The organism is Chryseobacterium sp. PvR013 (genome assembly GCF_017833095.1).
GTDB classification, from domain to species: Bacteria; Bacteroidota; Bacteroidia; order Flavobacteriales; family Weeksellaceae; genus Chryseobacterium; species Chryseobacterium culicis_A.
This window is the reverse complement of record NZ_JAFIBT010000001.1, coordinates 1535356-1555813: the sequence shown is the minus strand read 5'-3', so window position 1 is coordinate 1555813 and position 20458 is coordinate 1535356. Positions and strand designations below refer to the sequence as shown.

Here is a 20458-nt window from a genome sequence, read left to right as displayed (position 1 = left end):
TTCTAAAAACACACGATAAGAATGATTATCTTATTTTTATGAGGAGAAACATTTTAATGAACCATCCCTCGGTTTTCATTTTTTTGATTTTTCAATACGTTGCTAAAGTCTGTCTTATACAGACTTTTTTGTATTTAATAATGTGGTATTCTTTCCATATTTGGAGGTAGATGTAATCTTGGTATTGTGATACTTTTTTGTTGATTTGTGAAAATTGTAAGTAGTTGGTATTCTTTATTGTATGTGTTTTGTTGTTAAAATTTTATTTTAATTAATTGAAAAGAAAATTATAGTTATTTTTTATTTATATTATGTTTTTTGTATGAAATTAATTTGTATCTTTCATATGTTATTATGACTGTATCTTATTGTTTATTATTTAATTATATTGTTTTTAGATATATTTTCAGTCTTTTTTTATTGATTGATTTGTTTAATAAAAATAATATATGATTAAAAAAACGATAATCATTAAAACATACAATCATGAGTAATGAAAAATTTAATCCCCTAGAGCTTCTCAAACAGAAGTTCAGATATCCTTTCCCAACTCTAAAAAATCCACATGCTGAACAGCTTCAGGAGGTTACTGAAAATCAATGGATTGATGGAGAATATCTATGGCTCTATGAAAACAATCCTGATGTACGTAAAAAATACAAAAAGACTAAGACGGCACATATTGCTGCACAATGGTTTCCAACAGCTTCTGCTGAACGATTCAGGCCAATCTGCAGGTTAATGCTATGGACTTTGTACAATGATGATTTGTATGAGGAATGTGCTCCCGAAGATATAGATTTCATACATGCCCAGTCGATCGCGATATTGAACGGAGGTATTACTGCTGAGCAATCTGGAATACCTCTTGGTCCTATGTTGGCGTCACTAAAACAGGAATTACAGCAGTTTATTCCACAAGAGTCAATGCATCGTTTTACCCAGATGATCAGCAAATACTTTAACGGACTTAAAAAGGAGCAAGAATACAAAAAAAATAAAATGTTCCCAACAATAGCAGAATGTATCGTACTAAGGGAGGATTCCATCTGTTTGTATCCTTTCCTGCAGCTTACTGAAGTTGAAACTGGAGTTATTCTGCCTCCTGAGATTCATGATCATCCCGTGCTCCGCCGCCTGCAAGCGTTAGCTTGTCATTTGGTAACTTTTTTCAATGAAGTGCAGTCTGTTGTGAAAGATGAGGCTACAGGAAGTATTTACTATAACATTGTAAAAGTAATCCAGAATGAATATCATGTCTCATTAGAAGAGGCATGTCTGGAAGATTTGAGACTTCATAATGAAGACCTGAAAGAGTTTATAACACTGCAGGCATCACTTCCGGATTTTGGGATATGGCATGAAGCTGTGGTTAACTGGGTTCATTATATGAGCATGGTACTGAGTGGCTGGAAAAATATATCCACCCAACTTGACCGTTACAACAGAACTGAATTTCCGAGTGCTTCAGAATTAAAAGAAACCCTGGAACAGAATCAAATTCAATAAAAATTTGAATGCTCAGGATCGTATTTATTTAAGGATAAAGAATTTTAAAATATAAATCAAATGACAGCAGAACAATTTAATAGTGCAGATTATTTACCACAAGGATTTTACCCATGGCCAGATCTTATTAACCCACATGCTGAACAAATGGGGAAAGATATGGATGCTTGGATTGATAATGATTATACTTTTTTGACAGAAAAACAACGGAAAATTTATAAAAAAATGGAATTGCATATGTGTACTGCACGTATGTGGCCACATTTAACCTATGAACAAGCTATTCCATGCAATAGGTTTATGCTTCAGTATGTGGCTCTTGATGATCAGATAGAACACTCGTCCCTCGAGGAGATTCAGCAGTTACGGATTCGTTGTACTGATATTTTGAGAGGTGCTTCACCCAGCCCGGAGGAAAATGCTCTTTATCATCATATAGCATTGATTCGTGATGAATTTCGTGCGCTGATGCCTGATATGTGGATGGAACGTTTTATCTACTATTTCTATCAATCCTTCAGATATGGAATAGAACTGGAATACCCTTATAAAATAGCAAACCGCCCACCATCACTGAATCTTTATAAGACCATTAGGGAATATTCTGTTCTAATGCGTCCTTATTTGATTTTTGGTGAGATTGAATCAGGGCTTGTCTTGCCAGAGCATATTTTTGAACATATAGTTGTACAAAAGATGATTTCCCATATGACTTTGGTTGTTGCCTGGCAAAATGACCTTCATTCTCTGCCCAAAGAAATGGCGAAAGGAACAGAAGTTTTTAATCTGGTTTTTGTATTGCAGCAGGAATATAATCTTTCGTTGGAGGATGCTTGTGCAGAGGCTTTACGTATTCATAATGAAGAATTGGCAAATTTGATGGCTTTACATGCAGAGTATCGGGAGTTTGGTGAATATCAGGAATACGTTGATAAGTTTGTTTTTTATGCTGGAGTTGGGCTTCAGGGAGTTAATACTTTTTATCTGGAAACAAATAGATATAAACATGGAGGAGTAGGTTTTGCGTGGCCTGAGGATAATCATGCCACAAATAAGAACCTATAGTTTATTGGGTGGCTTTTATTCATGTATCTTTATTTAAATATAAATTTATACTGTTGAGCTTATATGGCAAAGCCATTATTCTTCTTCTCAACTTGGTACTTTATCTATCTTGGACGTGCTGTTGATACTGTAGTTCATGAGCATCATGCAATACAGATTGCTATAAGTCTTGAGGAGAAAATAGAGGTGCTTTTATGGTTCTTCCGGTCAGATTACTTATGATACCATTTCTTTTTCAGGAATACACTTGCTTTTACAAGAAATATTAACACCGGAACTTCTACCAAAGGACCAATCACTCCTACAAATGCCTGTGCTGAATGAATACCGAAGACGGAGATCGCAACAGCAATGGCCAGTTCAAAATTGTTTCCTGTAGCTGTAAAGGCAATAGATGCATTTTTATCATAAGGAATTTTTAATGATTTGTTGATGATAAAGCTCACGAAAAACATAAGAATAAAATAGATCACCAAAGGGATTGATACTTTAATTACATCCATTGGAAGCTCCAGTATTTTTGAACCTTTCAGGCTGAACATCAATACAATGGTAAATAATAAAGCGTACAGTGTAACGGGTGATATTTTAGGAATGAATTTTCTGTTGTACCATTCCGTTCCTTTAGATTTTATCAGGAAATAACGACTGAGAAAGCCTGCCAGAAAAGGAATTCCAAGGTAAATCAGTACACTTTCTGTAATATCTTTCACAGAAACATTTACATTAAAACTGGCCAGACCTAACTGATTGGGAAGCACATTAATAAACAGCCAAACCATAAAACTGTACGTAAATACCTGAAAGATGCTGTTTAAGGCAACCAGTAAAGCCGCATATTCTCTGTTCCCTTTAGCAAGATCATTCCAGACAATTACCATGGCAATACATCTTGCGAGCCCGATCAGTATCAGCCCTGACATATAATCAGGTTCGTGTCTTAGAAAAAGAATCGCCAGTCCGAACATCAAAACCGGACCAATGATCCAGTTGAGGAATAAGGAGACTCCAATTGCTTTTTTATCCTTAAATACCAATGGCAGAAGTGAGTAATCAACCTTTGCCAATGGGGGATACATCATAAGAATAAGGCCTATTGCCAGAGGAATATTGGTAGTTCCTACAGACTGTGAATTGATGATATTAGGAATAACCGGAAACAAATGTCCCAAAGCAATTCCAATACCCATGGCAAGAAATATCCATAACGTAAGATAACGATCCAGAAACTTTAATCTTGGCTGCATAATTATTTTTTGATTTTTGAAAAAACATAGAACATTTCTTCTGCTATTTGTAGGCTTCTTTCAGTATATATTGCTTCCTGCTCCGGGGTATTGTCTGAAACCTTTGGATCTTCAAAGGTAATGGGGATTCTTTTTTCTGCCCCGGCAATAAACGGACATCCTCCATCAGCCTGTGAACAAGTCATAATGGCTGCAAATCCTGATACAGGGTTGAAATGGCTGTCATATTTCTTGGAAAAACCAATGATAGGAAGATGGTTGTCATCGTATTTTATAGCATACACGGGATTAGCCGTATCGGCAATACTAAAGACTGTAAAACCCTGCTTCGCTAAGACTTCTGCAATCTTGGGAAATACGGCTGTTGTCTCCGTTCCCCCGGAATAACAGTTAACTTTCGGAATCGTAAAGAAAGTGGCTGCGGCCTGTGCCCAGACCTGTGCCAAATGGCTGCGGCGGGAATTATGGGTGCAGATAAAATTCAGATTGATTTCTTTGCCATCATCTACCTTTTGCTGGATAAAACTGATGAGTGGTTCCAGAGTTTCTTTTCTATCAGTCTCTATATTTTCCCATTGTAAAGACTGAACTGTATTTGATAATTCTTGGTACATAGTATTATATAATGATCAATTAGCAGCAGCCTGATGCCGGATTGCATGCTGATGTTGAGGTTACAGATAATTCAGACAGGTTTTTCTTTGGTTTTTCCGAAGGAATGCCACAGGCTTCCTGTGCAAGGCAGGCTGTAGTCTTGTTCTTAAGGACAAAGTTTTTCCCGTTAAATTCCAAATCATACTTACCAATGGTTTCCCCTTGATATTCTACTTCAATTTCTGAATCTTCTATTCCCAGTTTTTCTTCAGAAAGCTGAATGATATGAAGCAGTTTCCCCGGTTTCAGACGATGTTCATAATCATCCGCATTCCATAGCTGGAAGTTGACCACTCTTTCACTTCTGATTACACCGCCGCAATCAATGAATTTTTTGATAATCTGACCTACTTCCGTTACATGGAAATGCTCAGGGACAAACGTTCCGTTTTCCAATTGAAATTCAACATTTTCCAATGACGGCAGAATTTCTTTGATTTCTGATAGTCTCATAATAGATTAAAATTTAGTGAATAATTATTTTAAATTGTTATATTGCAATATTACGATATATTAGATGAAAAAAATGCTTTAGCAGCATTGTTTTATAGTAACATCCTGATTAAAAAACAGATTGAATTCATTTTGAAACTGTTTCCAGGTATTTTCATTGATGCAGTAGCATACCGACTTTCCTTCAATTGAACCTTTGATAATACCGATATTTTTCAATTCTTTTAAATGTTGGGAAATGGTAGCTTGCGCAAGACCAAGTTCTTCAACAAGGTCGTTACCTATACATGCTTTCTGATTAATGATATGCTGTAAAATAGCTATCCTTGCAGGGTGACCCAACACTTTAAGTAAAGAAGCCAGCTTGTTTTGCTCTTCAGTATAAATGTCTGTTTTAGTTACTCCCATTACCTTTATTTTTATATTGCAATATTACGATGTTAAATTAATATAACAATAAAAAAACTTTCTAATTTTAAAGAGTTTGAATTAAAATATTGAATGTCAAATATTTAAATTATATATGTTTAATGATTGCAGAAAAAAAGATGAAGCCGAAATGAGCTTCATCTTTTGATTGATAATTAGGGTAAACTAATTTTTTTACCTTGTTCAGGGAAAATATAATTTACGTTTAGGGGATTGTTTTTCAATAATTCCTTTTTGATAAGTTCTGGATTATCACCTGTAGGTTTTCTATGGGTAACGACAATATTGAGCCCTTCAAGATTGTTCTGACCTGTTTTTTCTTTCAGCTTACTTAATTCTTCAACCAGAAGATTAGGAGTAAGGTGGCCAAACAGAAGATGCTCTGGCTGGCTGTTAGGAAATGAAACTTCAATTAATATGGTATTCAGTTTTCTTTTTTTAACAAGAGGAGCAATGGTATTCCAAAGATGATCCAGACGGTCAGATTTTTCAATGCGGTCTGCACCTGTATCACCCAGATACAGTAAATAGTGTTCATCTCTTCTTACCAATGCCGCACTGCTTTTATAAGGGTTTACATGGCTCAGTTCATAACCTGTGATAAAGAAAGGTGTTTTAGGTGCAGGGATTTCAGCGCCTTCCTGAAGTTCATTATAATGGTATTTTCCAAGGATAGGTTTTTGTCCCTGATCCGCAAAATTGATCCAGGTATCTGTGATGAAGTAATGATTCTGTAAAATCTGAATCACAGGTGCTATAGCAAAAATATCCTTTTTGGAGTCGGCCGGGGAATTGATGATCAGTCCTGATAAATGATCCAGATGACCATGCGACACAAAATATCCTTTTATCTGATCTTTTAACACTGTTTCCGCTGATCCTTCAAGACTTTTTAATTGAATTGCTTTCCGTATTCCGGCATTTACGGTACCGGCATCAAGACATAGAAATGCATTGTCTTTCGGTGCTCCTACCAGATAGGCTGATAAATTATCTTCCTGCTCACCGCCATATATCCCTAAAGGAATAACATCAAAATTTTGTGCCTGACAAACAATATTCAGAAGTAGGGCTAATAAAGAAACTGCTGTTTTTTTCATAATACTTACAATAGAAAACCACCTTATAACAAGATGGTCAGACAAATTTACGCTATTTTTGGGGACTGGCATTCTTTATCAGGAAAGCCTGCTGATTTTCAGCAGGCTTTATTTTTAATCGTATTTATTGGGGCTGTTGCTGGGTTACGCAGTGTACCATTCCGCCATTGGCAAATAAATTACGGCAGTCTATTCCCACTACCTGTTTGCCAGGATACAGCTGCTGAATAATGTTATTGGCCACAGCATCATTGGGGTCGTTGTAATTAGGTACCAATACGCGGTTATTTGCGATATAATAATTAATATAAGAAGCACGGCCTACATTTTTTCCATAGGTTGTTATTACATCATTTCTTGTGAGGGGTACTTTTACAAAATGATAAGCAGATCCGCTTTTTGTGGTAGCATCATATAGCTTATTAATATCACCATCCGGAACCTGCCAGTATTTAAGATCATCAGGATTCATAGTGATAATCGTGGATGAATTGGCAAATCTTGCGAAACCATCAATGTGCATATCTGTGATATCAAGACCGGCTTTTCCATTCAGCCAGATAAATTTGGTTACCCCCAGATTTTTAGTAAATATGGCTTCTGCTTCCTGTTGGGTCATTCCCGGATTTCTGTTATTATTCAGGATAGAACTTTTACAAGCCATCAAGACTCCGTTTCCGTCAATTTCCACACTTCCGCCTTCATTAATCATCACTGAGTTAAGATTGATTTTTGGAATATTGGTATCGGTAGCTATTTTGGAAGGAATGGTGTTGCATTTGCTGTAATCGGCTTTATTACCCCAGCCGTTAAATCCCCAATCCTGAATAAATAACTGTCCGTTTTGATCCTTCACATAGATAGGACCGTTATCTCTTACCCAGAAATCATCTGTCTGATAAAGCTTGAAATTAATATGGGTAAGCGGAACTCCGGCATTGTTTAACAGGGCTGTAATACGATCCTTTTCTACACCGTCATAAGCAATGATGTGAACTTTTTCACTTTGTACCAGTTCTTTGGCCATCGCTACCCATGTTGCATCCAGTCTGTTACGGTAAGTAGTTCCATATTGATACTGATGGGGCCATTGAAGCCAAGTTCCTTCGTGTGTTGCCGATTCTTCCGGCATTTTGTAAAGAGCTGCCACGGGGTTCACCGTATCTGGATTCTCTACTGTATCTGTCTGTGAACAGGAAAGTAAAAGGGCAGGCAAGAGCAGGGACAAGATTTTCTTTTTTTGCATAATTGATCTATTTTTAACAGGGCAAAATTAGATCGATAAAAGCTGTAAAAGTTGTCCCAAATTGACAACTTACTTCAGGGGCAATAAAATATAAGTCAGCTGTTTTTCCTGGTCCTCTTCATTTTCAGCATGCCTTTCATATTTTTCGATAATAGGAGTGTGGGTGAATTCAAGACCTGAATTAAAAATCCAGCGGGAATAGATTTTGGTATAGGTTTCATCAATTGTGTCATAGCTGCCTGCGTGGGTGAAGCGGGCATATTTTCCTCCCAATATTGTTTTTGAAGGAAGCTTTTTTTGGGCAGACTGTACGGAAGAACATGCATCATACCGACAGTTGATTTCAGTGGTAATCAATGGTTCATCTGCGATGACTCCAAAATAAGCTGTCCCGGAATCAGGAAACTCATTTTCCATAAATTTTTCCCACAGAACTTCAATTTCTTCATTGTTGTAATAGGTGTTAATACTCTGATAATATACCTGCATGGGTTTCAAAAATACAATTTCGGGCTCCAGCAAAATATCTGATGTGACCGGAATGATGGCGTCTCCACAAAGGAGCTGTTCTTTACTTTGTCTTGCTGCTTTGGGTGAAATCCCAAAATGTTGTTTAAAAGCTTTGGAAAAAGAAGCGATATTGGCGAAACCTACTTCAATAGCAATGGAGGTAAGGTTTTCCTGAGTATAAAGAATCCGTTTATAGGCATTTTCTACTTTTAATCTTTGCTGGAAAGCTCCAATGGTTTCCCCACAACTGTACTTAAAAATGCGCTGGATATTTCGGTAGGAGTAATGGGAAATATCTTCCAGTTCTTTTACAGAGACGGGCTGATCGTAGTTCTTTTCCATGAAATTGATAATTCTGTAAATACAATTCAGGTTGTCTTCCATAAGCTTTGAAATTTTCAGAAATAAATTACAAATAAAAGAAATAAAAAAATGTCTCAGCAATGTTGTATTTTAGCTTTCGGTAAAACCATAATTTTTGCCATTTTAAAAACCCAAAAACAACCCAAAAACTTGAAATAAACCATGGAAAAAGAATTATCACAATTAACCGACCATGAATTATTAGAAAAGAAAAAAGAAATCAAATCCAATAACATTCTCAATGCTGTACTTCTGGGAGTAATGGTTGGTATTTCTATTTATAGTACCATAACGGGCGGTTTCGGATTTCTGACTGTTTTGCCATTATTTTTTGTAGGTTCTATTGTGAGCCGCTGGAATAAAAATAAGAAACAATTAGAAGAAGAATTAAACTCCAGAAACCTGAAATAAATGCACGGGTTTAACAGACAAACAGAAGCGGGAGCAGTAGCTTATTTCCGTTACTGTATAAAAAACGGAGATGCTGTAGGTGCATTAAGCTGTTTTCATCCCGAAGCGGTCTATATAGATAGGGATGGGAGAGAGCTGAGAGGGCTTGATCAGATCGCATTGGCAATGAATGAGATTTGCCGTTTACAACTGGATATTCAGGGTGAAACTCCCCATGTAACCGTTGTGAATGATCTTGCCATGTGGCTAGACCATTGGGAAATGACCGGAAAAGCTCCGGACGGGCATCTGATTGAAATGAAAGGCCATACTTCCTGTATCATGAAAAGAAATGAAGACGGAGAATGGCTGTGGCTGGTTGATAATCCTTTTGGTGCTGCTATACTTAAAAATGATAATATGGTGTAAAGAAAAAATAAAAAACCTTCAGATCAGTTCTGAAGGTTTTTATATTTAATCTATCGAATATTGATTTTAATTACGCAAAAACTGGCCAATTCCCGGCGAATCAAAAGTAAAGACATTTTGATTTTCAGATTTATCAATTTTGTTGCTGATGGTTAATGCCCATAGCACCAATTCTTTACAGAAATTCTGATCTTCAGCGTTGAGTTCAGAGGTATTTTCTTCCACTACCGCTGTCAGAGGAGCTATCTTATCAAGCTTAGCATAAAATTCTTCATCTGTATCGTTGTAATTAAGTTCTAAATGGTTTTTATTGAACCATCTGATCAGATCGGTATAAGGTGTTTTGATGCCTTCTTTTTCCAGTTTGGAAATACGGGGGAATATACTTTCAAATTGAGTCATGACTGCTTTGTCAATCAGAATTTTGGCTACGTAATCAGCTCCTTCCTGTTCTCCTTCATATACCAGTTCAATTTTTCCTGTAATAGACGGAATGATAGACATGAAGTCGAGCAGCCGGATGGTGGTTTTCTCTGCTCCGGATTCAATCAGACGTAATTTGGCGGCTGCAACTAAGTTTTCCATTGCACTGATCGTCAAACGGGCACTTACACCGCTTTTTGCATCTACATATTCACTGATTCGGGCTGCAAAAGCTACTTCTTCCAAAAGATCTTTCGCCAGATCAGGAATCTGTATCTGTGCTTTATCTTCAGCAGAGATCAGGGCTTCCTGCTCGGTAATCTGTCGGGCAAGAGCAATTGTTTTTGGATAATGGGTGAAAATCTGCGATCCGATTCTGTCTTTCAATGGAGTTACAATACTTCCTCTGTTGGTATAATCTTCCGGATTGGCTGTAAAAACAAATTGAATATCAAGAGGCATTCTCAGCTGGAATCCCCGGATCTGAATATCTCCTTCCTGTAAAATATTAAACAGGGAAACCTGGATTCGGGCCTGTAAATCAGGCAATTCATTTAAAACAAATATGGAACGGTTAGCACGGGGAATCATTCCGTAATGGAGAACACGTTCATCAGAATAAGGAAGTTTTAAAGTGGCCGCTTTGATAGGGTCTATATCACCGATTAAATCAGCCACATTCACATCCGGAGTGGCCAGTTTTTCATAGAAACGTTGAGAGCGGTGTACCCAGGAAATAGGAGTTTCATCACCCAATTCATCAATGAGGTCTTTGGCAAATTTTGAAATGGGATGAAACGGGCTGTCGTTGATTTCGGAACCTTTTACAACAGGCATATATTCATCAAGCAGATTAACCATACTTCTTGCAATTCTGGTTTTTGCCTGGCCGCGCAGTCCAAGTAAATTGATGTGGTGCCCGGCAAGAATTGCTTTTTTCAATTGGGGAACCACGGTGTCTTCATAGCCCCAAAGTCCTTCGAATACTGGTTCTTTAGCTTTAATCCTGGCAATTAAGTTGGCCTGAATTTCCTCATTAATTGTTTTATGGGTATAACCGGAGTCTTTTAATTCTTTAAATGTGATATCGTTTTTCATTTCTTGTAATACTTTATCGGGTAAGATTTTATTTTAATGCTTTAAAGTCTGAAATCTGACCTTTAAATTCTTCTTATTCTGTTTTTTTCGTAATCTTCAAAAATCATTTGTCCTAAACCTGAAAGCCCTGTCAGGAAAGCTTTTCCTTTGTTCTGAGCGGTAAACTCTTCTACAAACTGTCGCAGATAAGGATCCTGAGCAATCATAAAAGTAGTGATGGGTATTTTCAGTTTTCTGGCTTGTGCTGCTCTGTTGAAGCATTGGTTAACAATTTTTTCATCCAAACCAAAACTATTCATATAAAACTCTCCACTGGGAAGCTGAATGCAACTTGGCTTTCCATCGGTGATCATAAAAATCTGTTTATTGGTATTTCTTTTTCTGCGGAGAATATCCATTGCCAGCTCCAGACCTGCTACCGTATTGGTATGATAAGGACCTACTTTTAAATAGGGAAGGTCTTTGATTTTGATAGGCCATGCTTCATTTCCAAAAACAATGATGTCGATAGAATCTTTGGGATATTTTCGTTTAATCAGTTCCACAAGTGCCATGGCTACTTTTTTCGCCGGAGTAATACGGTCTTCACCGTATAGAATCATGGAGTGGCTGATGTCTATCATCAGAACGGTACTCATCTGTGCCTTGTGTTTCGTTTCTTCTACGATAAGGTCTTCCTCTGTCAGGCGCAGGTCTGAAATTCCGTTATTGATCTGTGCATTCTTTAAGCTTTCAGTCATATTCACTGCTGCAAGATCATCTCCGTATTGGAAGGAGCGGTTTTCGCCATCTCTTTCATCTCCGATTCCTGTTTTGCTGGTGCGGTGATTTCCTGCTCCGTTTTTCTTCAGCTTTCCAAAAATCTGGTCTAAGGCATACTCACGAAGGGCTGCTTCCAGTTTAGGCGTTAATATATTTTTACCTTTTCCACTTCCTGTATTGCCTTCTTCAGGATCTTCTTCTCTGATATAACCTCTTTTTTTCAAATCTTCTTCAAAATCCTGAAGGGTATATTCTTCATTGAAGATATCATATTCTTTATCAAGCATATCAAGCCACTCGAAAGCTTCCTCTATATCTCCGGAGGTATGGGTGAGCAAATCTTTGAAAACATCAAAGACCCGGTCAAAATGTGATAATTCCTCCGGTACATGCTTGCTGAATATAAAGCCTTTATGAGGATTAAAATTTTTATCTGTCATAAGATGATGAGCTGTTTTGCTGTTATTGGGTTTTGAATAGTTCTGATAATCCAAAAATTATCAGGAGTATTCTTTATTTCGTTTCAAACTGAAAAGTTAGGAAAATATCACTTCAAGATTCCCTTTGATAAATAGAAAAAACTAATGGTAGTGATATGGAATAAGAATATAATGTTCATCAGATTATATAGATTAAAAATCAGAAAAATTCTACTGTCTAGAATGCGATAAAGCTCCGAAATACTCCGGAGCTTTATCTATACACATCATCTTACTATTATGTATTCAAGATTACCATCCTAAATAATAATCAGGATCCAGCCAGTACGGCCAGTCTAATTTATAATGGGTCTGAAGCATTTTTTCCGCTTCACAGAAAGCACCTTCCACCCATCCTTGTTGGTCAGAATAAGCTTCTCCGATAATATGAATCTGCTCATCTATCAGCGGTTTTCTCATATAGGGCATGACATCTTTCACAGAGAAACCTGCTTTCCATGCATGATATCCAGCGCCGTAAGGATCATCGGTCCAGTCTCTGAAATAGGTTATATAAGGCTGTGGGATATCTATACCATGGACTTCTTTCAGCTGGTTGATCAATTCGTTGACCATAAATTCTGTGGCCTGAACGTCATCAAATTTGTGTAATTCTTCCATGGATGTAGACTTGTTAGCTCTAACTTTGAACAGAACTTTGTCATCAGAAAGCGCTTTCCAGAATGTTTCTGTTTCCATATCACCGTAGCTTCCCAGCAACATTGAATTGTTGTTTTCAGGATCAGTACCGAAATAATAACATTGTCTCATCGGTAAATCTGTAATGGAGTGCCCGGAATCAATTCCCAGCTCTTTCCACCATGGGCGCTCGAAACCCATCAGGATTTTAAAGGCAGGTTCCATAATGATAGAACGGATATTTTCATTCAGTTTCTGATGTCTGTTAGCATCGAAAAAGAAGTTATTCTGATCCAACAGTTCAAGAGATTTTCTTGGCATACCCAATACTATTGAATTGGCATACACTTTCCACGTTGTATTGCTTTGAATATTCAGGAAAGTAAGTTCATATTTATGAGTGGATATTAAATGATGGTCTTTGGTGAAAGTAATCAGTTTATTTTCAGACCAGATGCGTGTTCCTTCATATTCCATATAAGCATTGGCAATTGCATAAGCGATGCTGTCGTAGCCTTCTTCAATCGTTTTGTAAGTAGTATTGGCAGAAAAATCTCCTACCATATACGGAAATGCCTCTGCGGAATTCCAGTTGATGGTATTGGAATAGTATCCTCCGGCATTCGCTAAGAATTCATATCCTTCCTGAGAAACCTGATCTTTGATTAAGTTCCAGAAACCAATATCATTTACCAGACGCTTGTCATAAGGAGAACCTGGGAAATTGTAAACCATTCTTGGTTTGATGGCATCCCAATCCCTGCTGGTCAGCTTGAAAGTATAATCATAACCGTTAGGATCTTCAATGATTAATTCTTTATAGTTTTCTACTACCCACGGATCCGACATTAAAACATTGTAAATGATTTTATTGAATAGCTGGTCAGAGCTTAAACCTTCGTCATTTTTATTCAGAAAATAACGGGTAATCAGTTTGTTGCCCTGATCTTGCTTTTCCGTCCATGCATTTTGTTTGAAACGTTCTTTTCTGATATACATGAAGAGTTCTTCCGGTTTACCCATAGGAAAGAGAACAGGAGTCATCTTATCCTTTAATACGGGTATTCTTTTGCTCGGATCCTCTTTCAGTGGATAACCTTCTATTAATGTGGTCACAATCTCCTGAGAAGTCAGATAACGCATCCCTCCGAGTTCACCCCAGAAATTCATTCCCGGCATGATTACGGATTCAAGTCTTCCACCTAACCTGTTACTCATGTCGAAGATCTGTACCTCATGACCTTTGTACTTATTGTCTGTTACCAAACGAAAAGCAGTATATAATCCGGAAGTTCCGGCACCGATAATGGCTACTTCTACTTTCAGATCGGGCTGCATTCCCTGATACAGCGGGGTATCTTTATTAACGTTTTTTTGATTCATGGTTCTATAATTTTAAAGTGCTAAGAAATATTTATATCCTAATCGGAATGGAGTAATATCAAAATCAGTATGTCCGTCTAATGCAAGATCCGACATAATTTTACCTAAGAATGGAGTGAATTTGGCAGCCCATCCGGTGGCATATACCACAATATTTTTATGGTTGGGAACATAAGGTGGTGCAAAATCAATCAGCAGTTCTTTATTGGGAATTGTACTTAAAGCGATAAGACATGTTGAAGTATATTCCGGTTCAATACTTAGCCCGGTCATATGGCTTTGTACCCATTCAGAAGTGTAAGCCAGCTCCTGGGGATTTGGAATTAACGTTCTGTCACTTGGTTCTTCCAAAGGTTTGATGACAAAATCCGGGGCTACGCGGATGTATTCCGGATGATCCCATTCCACAGATGGGAAACCATAAAACTGGTTGCCGTTATCTCCTGTTGCATTCTGGAATACAAACCAGGTTGGGTATTGTATCGCAGGATCAGTCTTTTTAAAATAAGCAGAAGACATATTCCAGTAAGTGGCTTCTATTTTAAAATCAAGCAGGTTGATAACGCTGTTGATATAAGGTCCGGGAATGATAGCCAGTTTTTTGGCGATATAAACTCCGTTGGGCGTGGTAAGCTCAAAAAGATCACCGTTTTGTTTGATCTCCAGCACCGGAGAATTTTCTCTAAGTTCAACGGTTTCTTCCTTTTGGCAAAGACCTAAAAGAGTTTCAATGGTTGCTTTAAAATTAATGCTGGCACCATCCGGCTGAAACAAGCCTGTATAATTATCCGGAAGGTTTTTGAAATGATATTGTTCTTCAATTTCCTTTGACGTTAACGTGGTATACGGAACCCCTAATGCTTTTAAAGCTTTTTCAGCTTCAGCAATATTTCCTTCTGTAGAATGTACTTCCGGATCACCAAACCAGAGTGTTCCTACTTTATCAAGCAATTGCGTATCCGTCTTTTTTTGCAGTTCATCCCAATAAGGCAATGCATCCAAAGCCATTTGTACCATATATTCATCCGGATAAGGAATCCGGAACTGGCGTGATACTCCTGCAGAACTGCCGAGCTGATTCACAAAAGTGTACTGTTCCAATACTAATGTTTTTGCCTGGCGCTGGCCAAGATGATAAGCCGTAGCCAGCCCTATTGCTCCTCCGCCAATGACGATTACGTCGTAGTTTTCTGTAATCATAGGTTATTTGTTTTATTTTTTATAATCGTATTGAAGAGAACAGAGAACGTAAAGGCATCAATAGGAAGGAATGTACCACTATTACTGATCTTCAAAACGCTCTGAGTTCTATCTGCTACGATAGATTAGGTATAGAGACGAATCTGCCGGTACATGTGCATATTCTGGTTTTCCATTGAATATTGTCACTATTAATAAGCATTTCAAAGTAACAAAGAAGAGGGTATATGTTTTTAGAGTGTAAATGACCAAATGTGGTATGTAGTAGAAATACTTAATGGTAAAAAAATAGAAATTCTAACCCTTCAAAATCACTGAAATGATGAGTAGCCGTCTATTGATTTTTTCACACGTTATTGATTATATATTATTCGCCAGATATAATAAAACAGGCAGATGCAGAATATTTTAGAGCACCCCAACTTTTGCAATTGATCTAAAAAAATAGATTTACGCAGATAAAACTGAGTATTTATATGGCGTTTTGATAGAGAAAAAAATTAAATTCTGTGAGTTTTATCAAATATTCATTATTATAAGAAGACAAAAATTACTTTAACTTTGCCAATTGGATGATATACAGCTATTATGAAATTGTTGAAAATAATGGTATATTGTTAAAGGCTAATATCTAATGGACTTATGTAGTCAGGAAATTAATTTAACTGATAAACAAATATGAAATATAAATTCTTAAATTTTAAATTGAGAAAACTTGTTCATTACTCATTGATCTTTTGTATTTTACTGATACAGGTCATTATCGCCATATTTTTTTATAACGAATTTGTTAACGGGAAAAAGCTGAAATTTATTAAAGATCAGCTGGAGGAAAGCCGTGCATTGGGAGGATTGACAGATAATTCGAGGAAAGATTTTCTGGATGCCCAGGAACATCTTCAGAAATATATGGCGACTCAGGATAACGGAGAATTACAGTTATATTTCCAGTCGTTGAGAAAACTTAAAACGAATTTTGATAAAATTGGGGAATATGAAAATACGAGTCCCAGGCTGAAAAAGACATTGTCTCTTCATCGTCAGGATACAGTGAAGACTGCAAAACTGAAAACATTAATAGATTCGGTATACCAGACTTCTCTGAATCCGCCTCAAAATATTGAAGATAAACAGTATGAACCCGCCAAGTACAAAAATGATTTTGAAGATTTGAAAATTCAAACCCGTACCTACGCCGATACCATTAAAAAGAAAGGCTTTTTCGGACGTTTAAAAGACGCTGTAACAGGGAAAGTGGATGTTCAGAAAGAAAGTACGGTAATCACAATGACCAACAATAAAACGCTGGATCTTTCTCAGGTTAAATCCAAAATGGACAACACCATAAAGTCTATGGATAAGCATTATGCTGCTGAAGTAAAGAAGGTCCAGATGCTTGCCGTTCAAAATCAGAAAAATAACCTGCAGTTTTACAGCAATTTCAGTAAACTTCTGGTGTATAGCAACAGCTTAATAGAAGTGTACGAAAATGCCATCAGGGATTTTAAATCCCAACTGGAAAAAGAATACAATGAACAGAGTTCCAATAATAACAAGATCAGAAGCTATCTGGTATTGGGATTGATGATTCTGATGTTTATTGTATCCATTCTGATCATGTACTTTACAAGAGTAGCATTTATCTATGAACAAAAGCTTAATGCTGCGAATAAAGAGATTAAAAAGAACCTTAATTTTAAAAACAGGATTCTGGGAATGCTGAGCCATGATCTGAGGTCTCCGTTAAAAATTATCAATATTTTCATAGATAAAATCCACAGAACGACGGAAGATGAAACGATAAAGGATTATCTTAAATCGATCAAATTTACCAATAGTACATTGCTTCTGCAGTCTAATCAGATCTTAGAATACACCAAAAATGAAAATGCTGAAAAAGAACTTATACCCTCAGTTTTCAATCTTAAAGATGAGATCAGTTCTATTGTAAAAGTGATTACTCCTTATCTGGAAACGAGAAATAACAGGTTTGTGGTAACAGACAGAATTCCTGAGAATCTGAATGTATTTTCGGATAACATCAGAATCAATCAGATTTTTATGAATATTCTCGGAAATGCCAACAAGTTTACAGAAAACGGACAGATTGATCTGGTGATGGCTACCGAATCTATTGGAGAAAATAAAATTTCCCTGATCACAACGGTAGGAGATACCGGAGTAGGAATATCAGAATCGGATCTTGGTAAAATTTTTGATCCTTATTATCAGGGAATGGTGTCTGATGAGGTGGATAATCTGGGAGCAGGACTTGGACTTAATCTGGTCAAAGAAATTGTTGAACTTTTCGATGGTGATATATCAGTTGAAAGTAAACTGCACAAAGGAACGAAAGTGACATTCAGGATCAATTTAAATAGTAATAAAAATGGAAACACCAATTCAAAATAAAGAGATTATTTTCCTGCTTGCAGACGATCACAGCATTGTACGTCAGGGAATGGAAATTGTAATCAGTGATATTGTTCCTCACGCTAAGATTTATCAGACTTCATCCTTACATCAGGTATTGGAGATGATAGAGTCAAAAGGAGTAGAAATGGCCGTTATTGATGCTCATTTCCCGGATGGAAACAGTCTTCATATTTTACCTCAGATGAAAAGTGTAAATCCAGATCTTAAAATTTTGATTTTTACAGGACTTGAAGAGGAACTGCATGGCCTTAAATTTATCAAAGCCGGTGCTAACGGCTATCTGAGTAAGCTGAGTGAAGAGGAAGAGGTAAGAGAAGCGATTACAGCCTTTATTGAGAAAGGGGAATATTTCTCTGATCTTTTAAGGGATCTATTGGTACAGTTTGTTTACAATCCGGATCTGATAAGTCCACTCAACAGTTTAACCAAAAGAGAACTTCAGATTGCAGAACTTTATGCTGAAGGATATGGAAACCTGGAAATTTCAAACAGCCTGAATATCAAACAAAATACAGTAAGCACCATCAAAAAAAATATCTTTGAAAAACTAAAGATTGAAAATATGGTTGAGCTTGTTGACCTTGTCAAAACCCATCATAAGCTATAGTGTTTTAAGGTGTTATTCACTTCTTATTGTCAGAAAATAATATTTCATCGATAAATATCTATAAGTCGATCGACATGTATCGATGGGGTTTATAGAAGATTTTATGTTGTAATGTTGTTCCTTTGTACTATGAAATTTAAGTAATGAAAAAAGCAACTGAGAAATGCTCTTCAATGAATACAATTTCATACACAAAAAACAACAAATGATGATAGCTATACAAATAATAAACGGATAGTTATAAGAACACAAATGATGAAAATTAATACACACTGATGAAATTAAAAGAAGTGTATGAATAACCTTAAACGGACTTCTTAAAAAAGCCAAATGATCAAAAAAAAACACAAACACATATAGTGAGGTTCAGTTGATAGGTTACATTACAAACAAAAAGGAGGCAGACAGTCTCCTTTTTGTTTTTGAACGAGAAATCATTTTCTCACTTTTTAAATTGAATGTTTGAGTGTTTTTTATCAAATGATAAACAGAATGCTGTCGTCTATCCCTTAGTTTTGTATCAAAAAAAAGATGTCAGGAGAAAAAGACTTATCGGTTTTGATTCAGAATATGGAACCTGTATTGAATACCGGAGAATTTGTGTTTTGTACTGTTGAAACTTTAAACGGAATACCGGATATGGAAAAGATTCTGTTTTTCTTCCGGGAACATGAAGCCATTACCATTGTGCTGAAAAGAACGATAGCCGACGAATGGAAAATGCCCTATAGTTATATTTCTTCATGGATCACGCTCACTATTCATTCCTCTCTGGAAGCCATAGGACTCACCGCAGCTTTTGCCAATGCCTTGAAAAAGGAAAATATCAGCTGCAATGTGGTTGCCGCTTATTTTCATGATCATATTTTTATAGCGAAAGAAGATGCTGAGAAAGCAATGGAAGCCCTTATTGCATTGAAAAAATCTAAAGAGTTTTAAAAACAGTTTTAGGAATTTTAATTTTCACCTTCAAAAATGTCTAATTAACTCATTAAAATGTCCTGTTGATAAAGCTTTTGAGTGTTCTGCCTGTTTTTGTGTTTTATGTTTGCACCATAATCATACAAAAATAAACTACAATGAAAACAATCAGAAAAATCTCAGCCGTAAGCTTATTATGTTTAACTCTTTTTACCGTAGTGACTGTATCCTGCACGGAAGAAAATGAGCCTCCCACGACGACACAGGAGGTACAAAACAGAAACCACCAAACTGCCAGGACCCAATTCATAACGGTTAAAGGAAATGCCATTGCATATCGTGTGCTGGGAAAAGAAGACGGCATTCCATTGGTACTGTTGCCGGGGTTAGGGGGCTCAATGGATGACTGGGATCCTGCAGTGACAGACGGACTGGCAAAAAAGTATAAAGTAATTATCTTTGACAATAAAGGAGTAGCTTCCTCAAAAGGAACAACCCCGAATACTGTTCAGGCGATGGCTGATGATGCCGTAGATTTTATCAAAGCTTTACATTTGCCCCAAGTGAATATCATGGGATTTTCTATGGGAGGATTTGTTGCCCAGAGAATTGTGCTGACCAATCCGTCACTGATCAACAAAGTAATTTTAACAGGAACAGGTCCGCAAGGAGCAATCGGATTATCGAATCTGCCTAATATTATTGCAGGAACAGCCGGATTAAGCCCCGAAGCTTCCTATTTGAAATTTGGATTTACAGAATCTGCTCAAAGTACAGCAGAAGGTAAAGCATCTTTCGCAAGAGTTCAGCTTCGTACTACGGACAGAGATCTTCCATTAAATGATGCAGCTTCCAACGCACAGTTTACGGCAGTTTTGAGCTGGGCTCAACCGAATGCTGATGCTCTTACGGAAATTGAAAAAATCAAAAAGCCGGTATTAATTGTTCATGGTGAAAATGATCTTCCGGTATCGGTTCAGAATGCTAAAAATATGGCTCAGCATTTAGATGATGCAGAACTGGTCATATTTCCGGACTCAGGCCATGCTTCTTTTTATCAGTATCATGATACATTTGTAGCGAAAGCCATTGAATTCCTTGGGAAATAAGGTTGA

At 36.9% G+C, this 20458-nt stretch carries 19 protein-coding genes; 8 read left to right on the top strand and 11 right to left on the bottom strand.

The window, feature by feature from the left end; genetic code table 11:
* Positions 1-486 precede the first annotated feature (486 nt).
* Complete coding sequence (locus JOE44_RS07035; protein ID WP_209784944.1) at positions 487-1509, top strand: hypothetical protein; 1023 nt, start codon at positions 487-489, stop codon at positions 1507-1509.
* Positions 1510-1569: 60 nt separating this feature from the next.
* Entirely contained in the window at positions 1570-2574 is a 1005-nt protein-coding gene (locus JOE44_RS07030; protein ID WP_209784943.1) for a terpene synthase family protein, read from the top strand.
* 212 nt (positions 2575-2786) lie between these two features.
* Here JOE44_RS07030 and arsB read toward each other — a convergent pair whose 3' ends face one another.
* The 7 genes from arsB to JOE44_RS06995 all read right to left on the bottom strand — a co-directional run bounded on the left by arsB (position 2787) and on the right by JOE44_RS06995 (position 8597).
* The gene (gene arsB / locus JOE44_RS07025; RefSeq protein WP_209784942.1) at positions 2787-3821 is read right to left on the bottom strand and encodes an ACR3 family arsenite efflux transporter; all 1035 of its coding nucleotides are present in this window, start codon (positions 3819-3821) and stop codon (positions 2787-2789) included.
* 2 nt (positions 3822-3823) lie between these two features.
* Entirely contained in the window at positions 3824-4435 is a 612-nt protein-coding gene (locus tag JOE44_RS07020; protein WP_209784941.1) for a protein-tyrosine-phosphatase, read from the bottom strand.
* 19 nt (positions 4436-4454) lie between these two features.
* Positions 4455-4928, bottom strand: a complete 474-nt coding sequence (locus tag JOE44_RS07015; RefSeq protein ID WP_209784940.1) for a DUF6428 family protein — start codon at positions 4926-4928, stop codon at positions 4455-4457.
* 78 nt (positions 4929-5006) lie between these two features.
* Entirely contained in the window at positions 5007-5336 is a 330-nt protein-coding gene (locus tag JOE44_RS07010) for a metalloregulator ArsR/SmtB family transcription factor (protein ID WP_209784939.1), read from the bottom strand.
* A gap of 176 nt (positions 5337-5512) precedes the next feature.
* Positions 5513-6457 carry a 3',5'-cyclic-nucleotide phosphodiesterase gene (locus tag JOE44_RS07005; protein ID WP_209784938.1) on the bottom strand — a complete coding sequence of 315 codons (945 nt, stop codon included), beginning with the start codon at positions 6455-6457 and terminating at the stop codon, positions 5513-5515.
* 124 nt (positions 6458-6581) lie between these two features.
* A complete protein-coding gene (locus JOE44_RS07000) occupies positions 6582-7703 on the bottom strand; it encodes an agmatine deiminase family protein (RefSeq protein WP_209784937.1) in 1122 nt (373 codons plus the stop codon).
* A 69-nt stretch (positions 7704-7772) separates the two neighbouring features.
* Positions 7773-8597 carry an AraC family transcriptional regulator gene (locus tag JOE44_RS06995; protein ID WP_209784936.1) on the bottom strand — a complete coding sequence of 275 codons (825 nt, stop codon included), beginning with the start codon at positions 8595-8597 and terminating at the stop codon, positions 7773-7775.
* A 141-nt stretch (positions 8598-8738) separates the two neighbouring features.
* On the opposite strand from JOE44_RS06995, the gene JOE44_RS06990 reads away from it, so the two are divergent.
* Together JOE44_RS06990 and JOE44_RS06985 are read left to right on the top strand one after the other, a co-directional pair.
* Positions 8739-8987 (top strand): DUF92 domain-containing protein, encoded by a 249-nt coding sequence (locus JOE44_RS06990; RefSeq protein ID WP_149387858.1) that lies wholly within the window; start codon positions 8739-8741, stop codon positions 8985-8987.
* Positions 8988-9395 carry a nuclear transport factor 2 family protein gene (locus JOE44_RS06985; RefSeq protein WP_209784935.1) on the top strand — a complete coding sequence of 136 codons (408 nt, stop codon included), beginning with the start codon at positions 8988-8990 and terminating at the stop codon, positions 9393-9395.
* A 66-nt stretch (positions 9396-9461) separates the two neighbouring features.
* Here JOE44_RS06985 and JOE44_RS06980 read toward each other — a convergent pair whose 3' ends face one another.
* The 4 genes from JOE44_RS06980 to JOE44_RS06965 all read right to left on the bottom strand — a co-directional run bounded on the left by JOE44_RS06980 (position 9462) and on the right by JOE44_RS06965 (position 15379).
* Entirely contained in the window at positions 9462-10916 is a 1455-nt protein-coding gene (locus JOE44_RS06980; RefSeq protein ID WP_209784934.1) for a sigma 54-interacting transcriptional regulator, read from the bottom strand.
* 62 nt (positions 10917-10978) lie between these two features.
* Positions 10979-12118, bottom strand: a complete 1140-nt coding sequence (locus JOE44_RS06975; protein ID WP_209784933.1) for a VWA domain-containing protein — start codon at positions 12116-12118, stop codon at positions 10979-10981.
* A 291-nt stretch (positions 12119-12409) separates the two neighbouring features.
* Positions 12410-14179, bottom strand: coding sequence for an FAD-dependent oxidoreductase (locus JOE44_RS06970; RefSeq protein WP_209784932.1), 1770 nt, complete (start codon positions 14177-14179; stop codon positions 12410-12412).
* A gap of 12 nt (positions 14180-14191) precedes the next feature.
* Positions 14192-15379 (bottom strand): FAD-dependent oxidoreductase, encoded by a 1188-nt coding sequence (locus tag JOE44_RS06965; RefSeq protein WP_209784931.1) that lies wholly within the window; start codon positions 15377-15379, stop codon positions 14192-14194.
* A 705-nt stretch (positions 15380-16084) separates the two neighbouring features.
* On the opposite strand from JOE44_RS06965, the gene JOE44_RS06960 reads away from it, so the two are divergent.
* The 4 genes from JOE44_RS06960 to JOE44_RS06945 all read left to right on the top strand — a co-directional run bounded on the left by JOE44_RS06960 (position 16085) and on the right by JOE44_RS06945 (position 20452).
* Positions 16085-17791: a HAMP domain-containing sensor histidine kinase gene (locus JOE44_RS06960; protein ID WP_245169730.1), complete on the top strand. Its 1707-nt coding sequence runs from the start codon at positions 16085-16087 to the stop codon at positions 17789-17791.
* Positions 17769-18422: a response regulator transcription factor gene (locus JOE44_RS06955; RefSeq protein ID WP_209784929.1), complete on the top strand. Its 654-nt coding sequence runs from the start codon at positions 17769-17771 to the stop codon at positions 18420-18422. Before JOE44_RS06960 ends, JOE44_RS06955 begins: the two co-directional genes overlap by 23 nt.
* Positions 18423-18953: 531 nt before the next feature.
* Complete coding sequence (locus tag JOE44_RS06950) at positions 18954-19361, top strand: ACT domain-containing protein (protein WP_209784928.1); 408 nt, start codon at positions 18954-18956, stop codon at positions 19359-19361.
* A 140-nt stretch (positions 19362-19501) separates the two neighbouring features.
* The gene (locus JOE44_RS06945; protein ID WP_209784927.1) at positions 19502-20452 is read left to right on the top strand and encodes an alpha/beta hydrolase; all 951 of its coding nucleotides are present in this window, start codon (positions 19502-19504) and stop codon (positions 20450-20452) included.
* Positions 20453-20458: the final 6 nt, after the last annotated feature.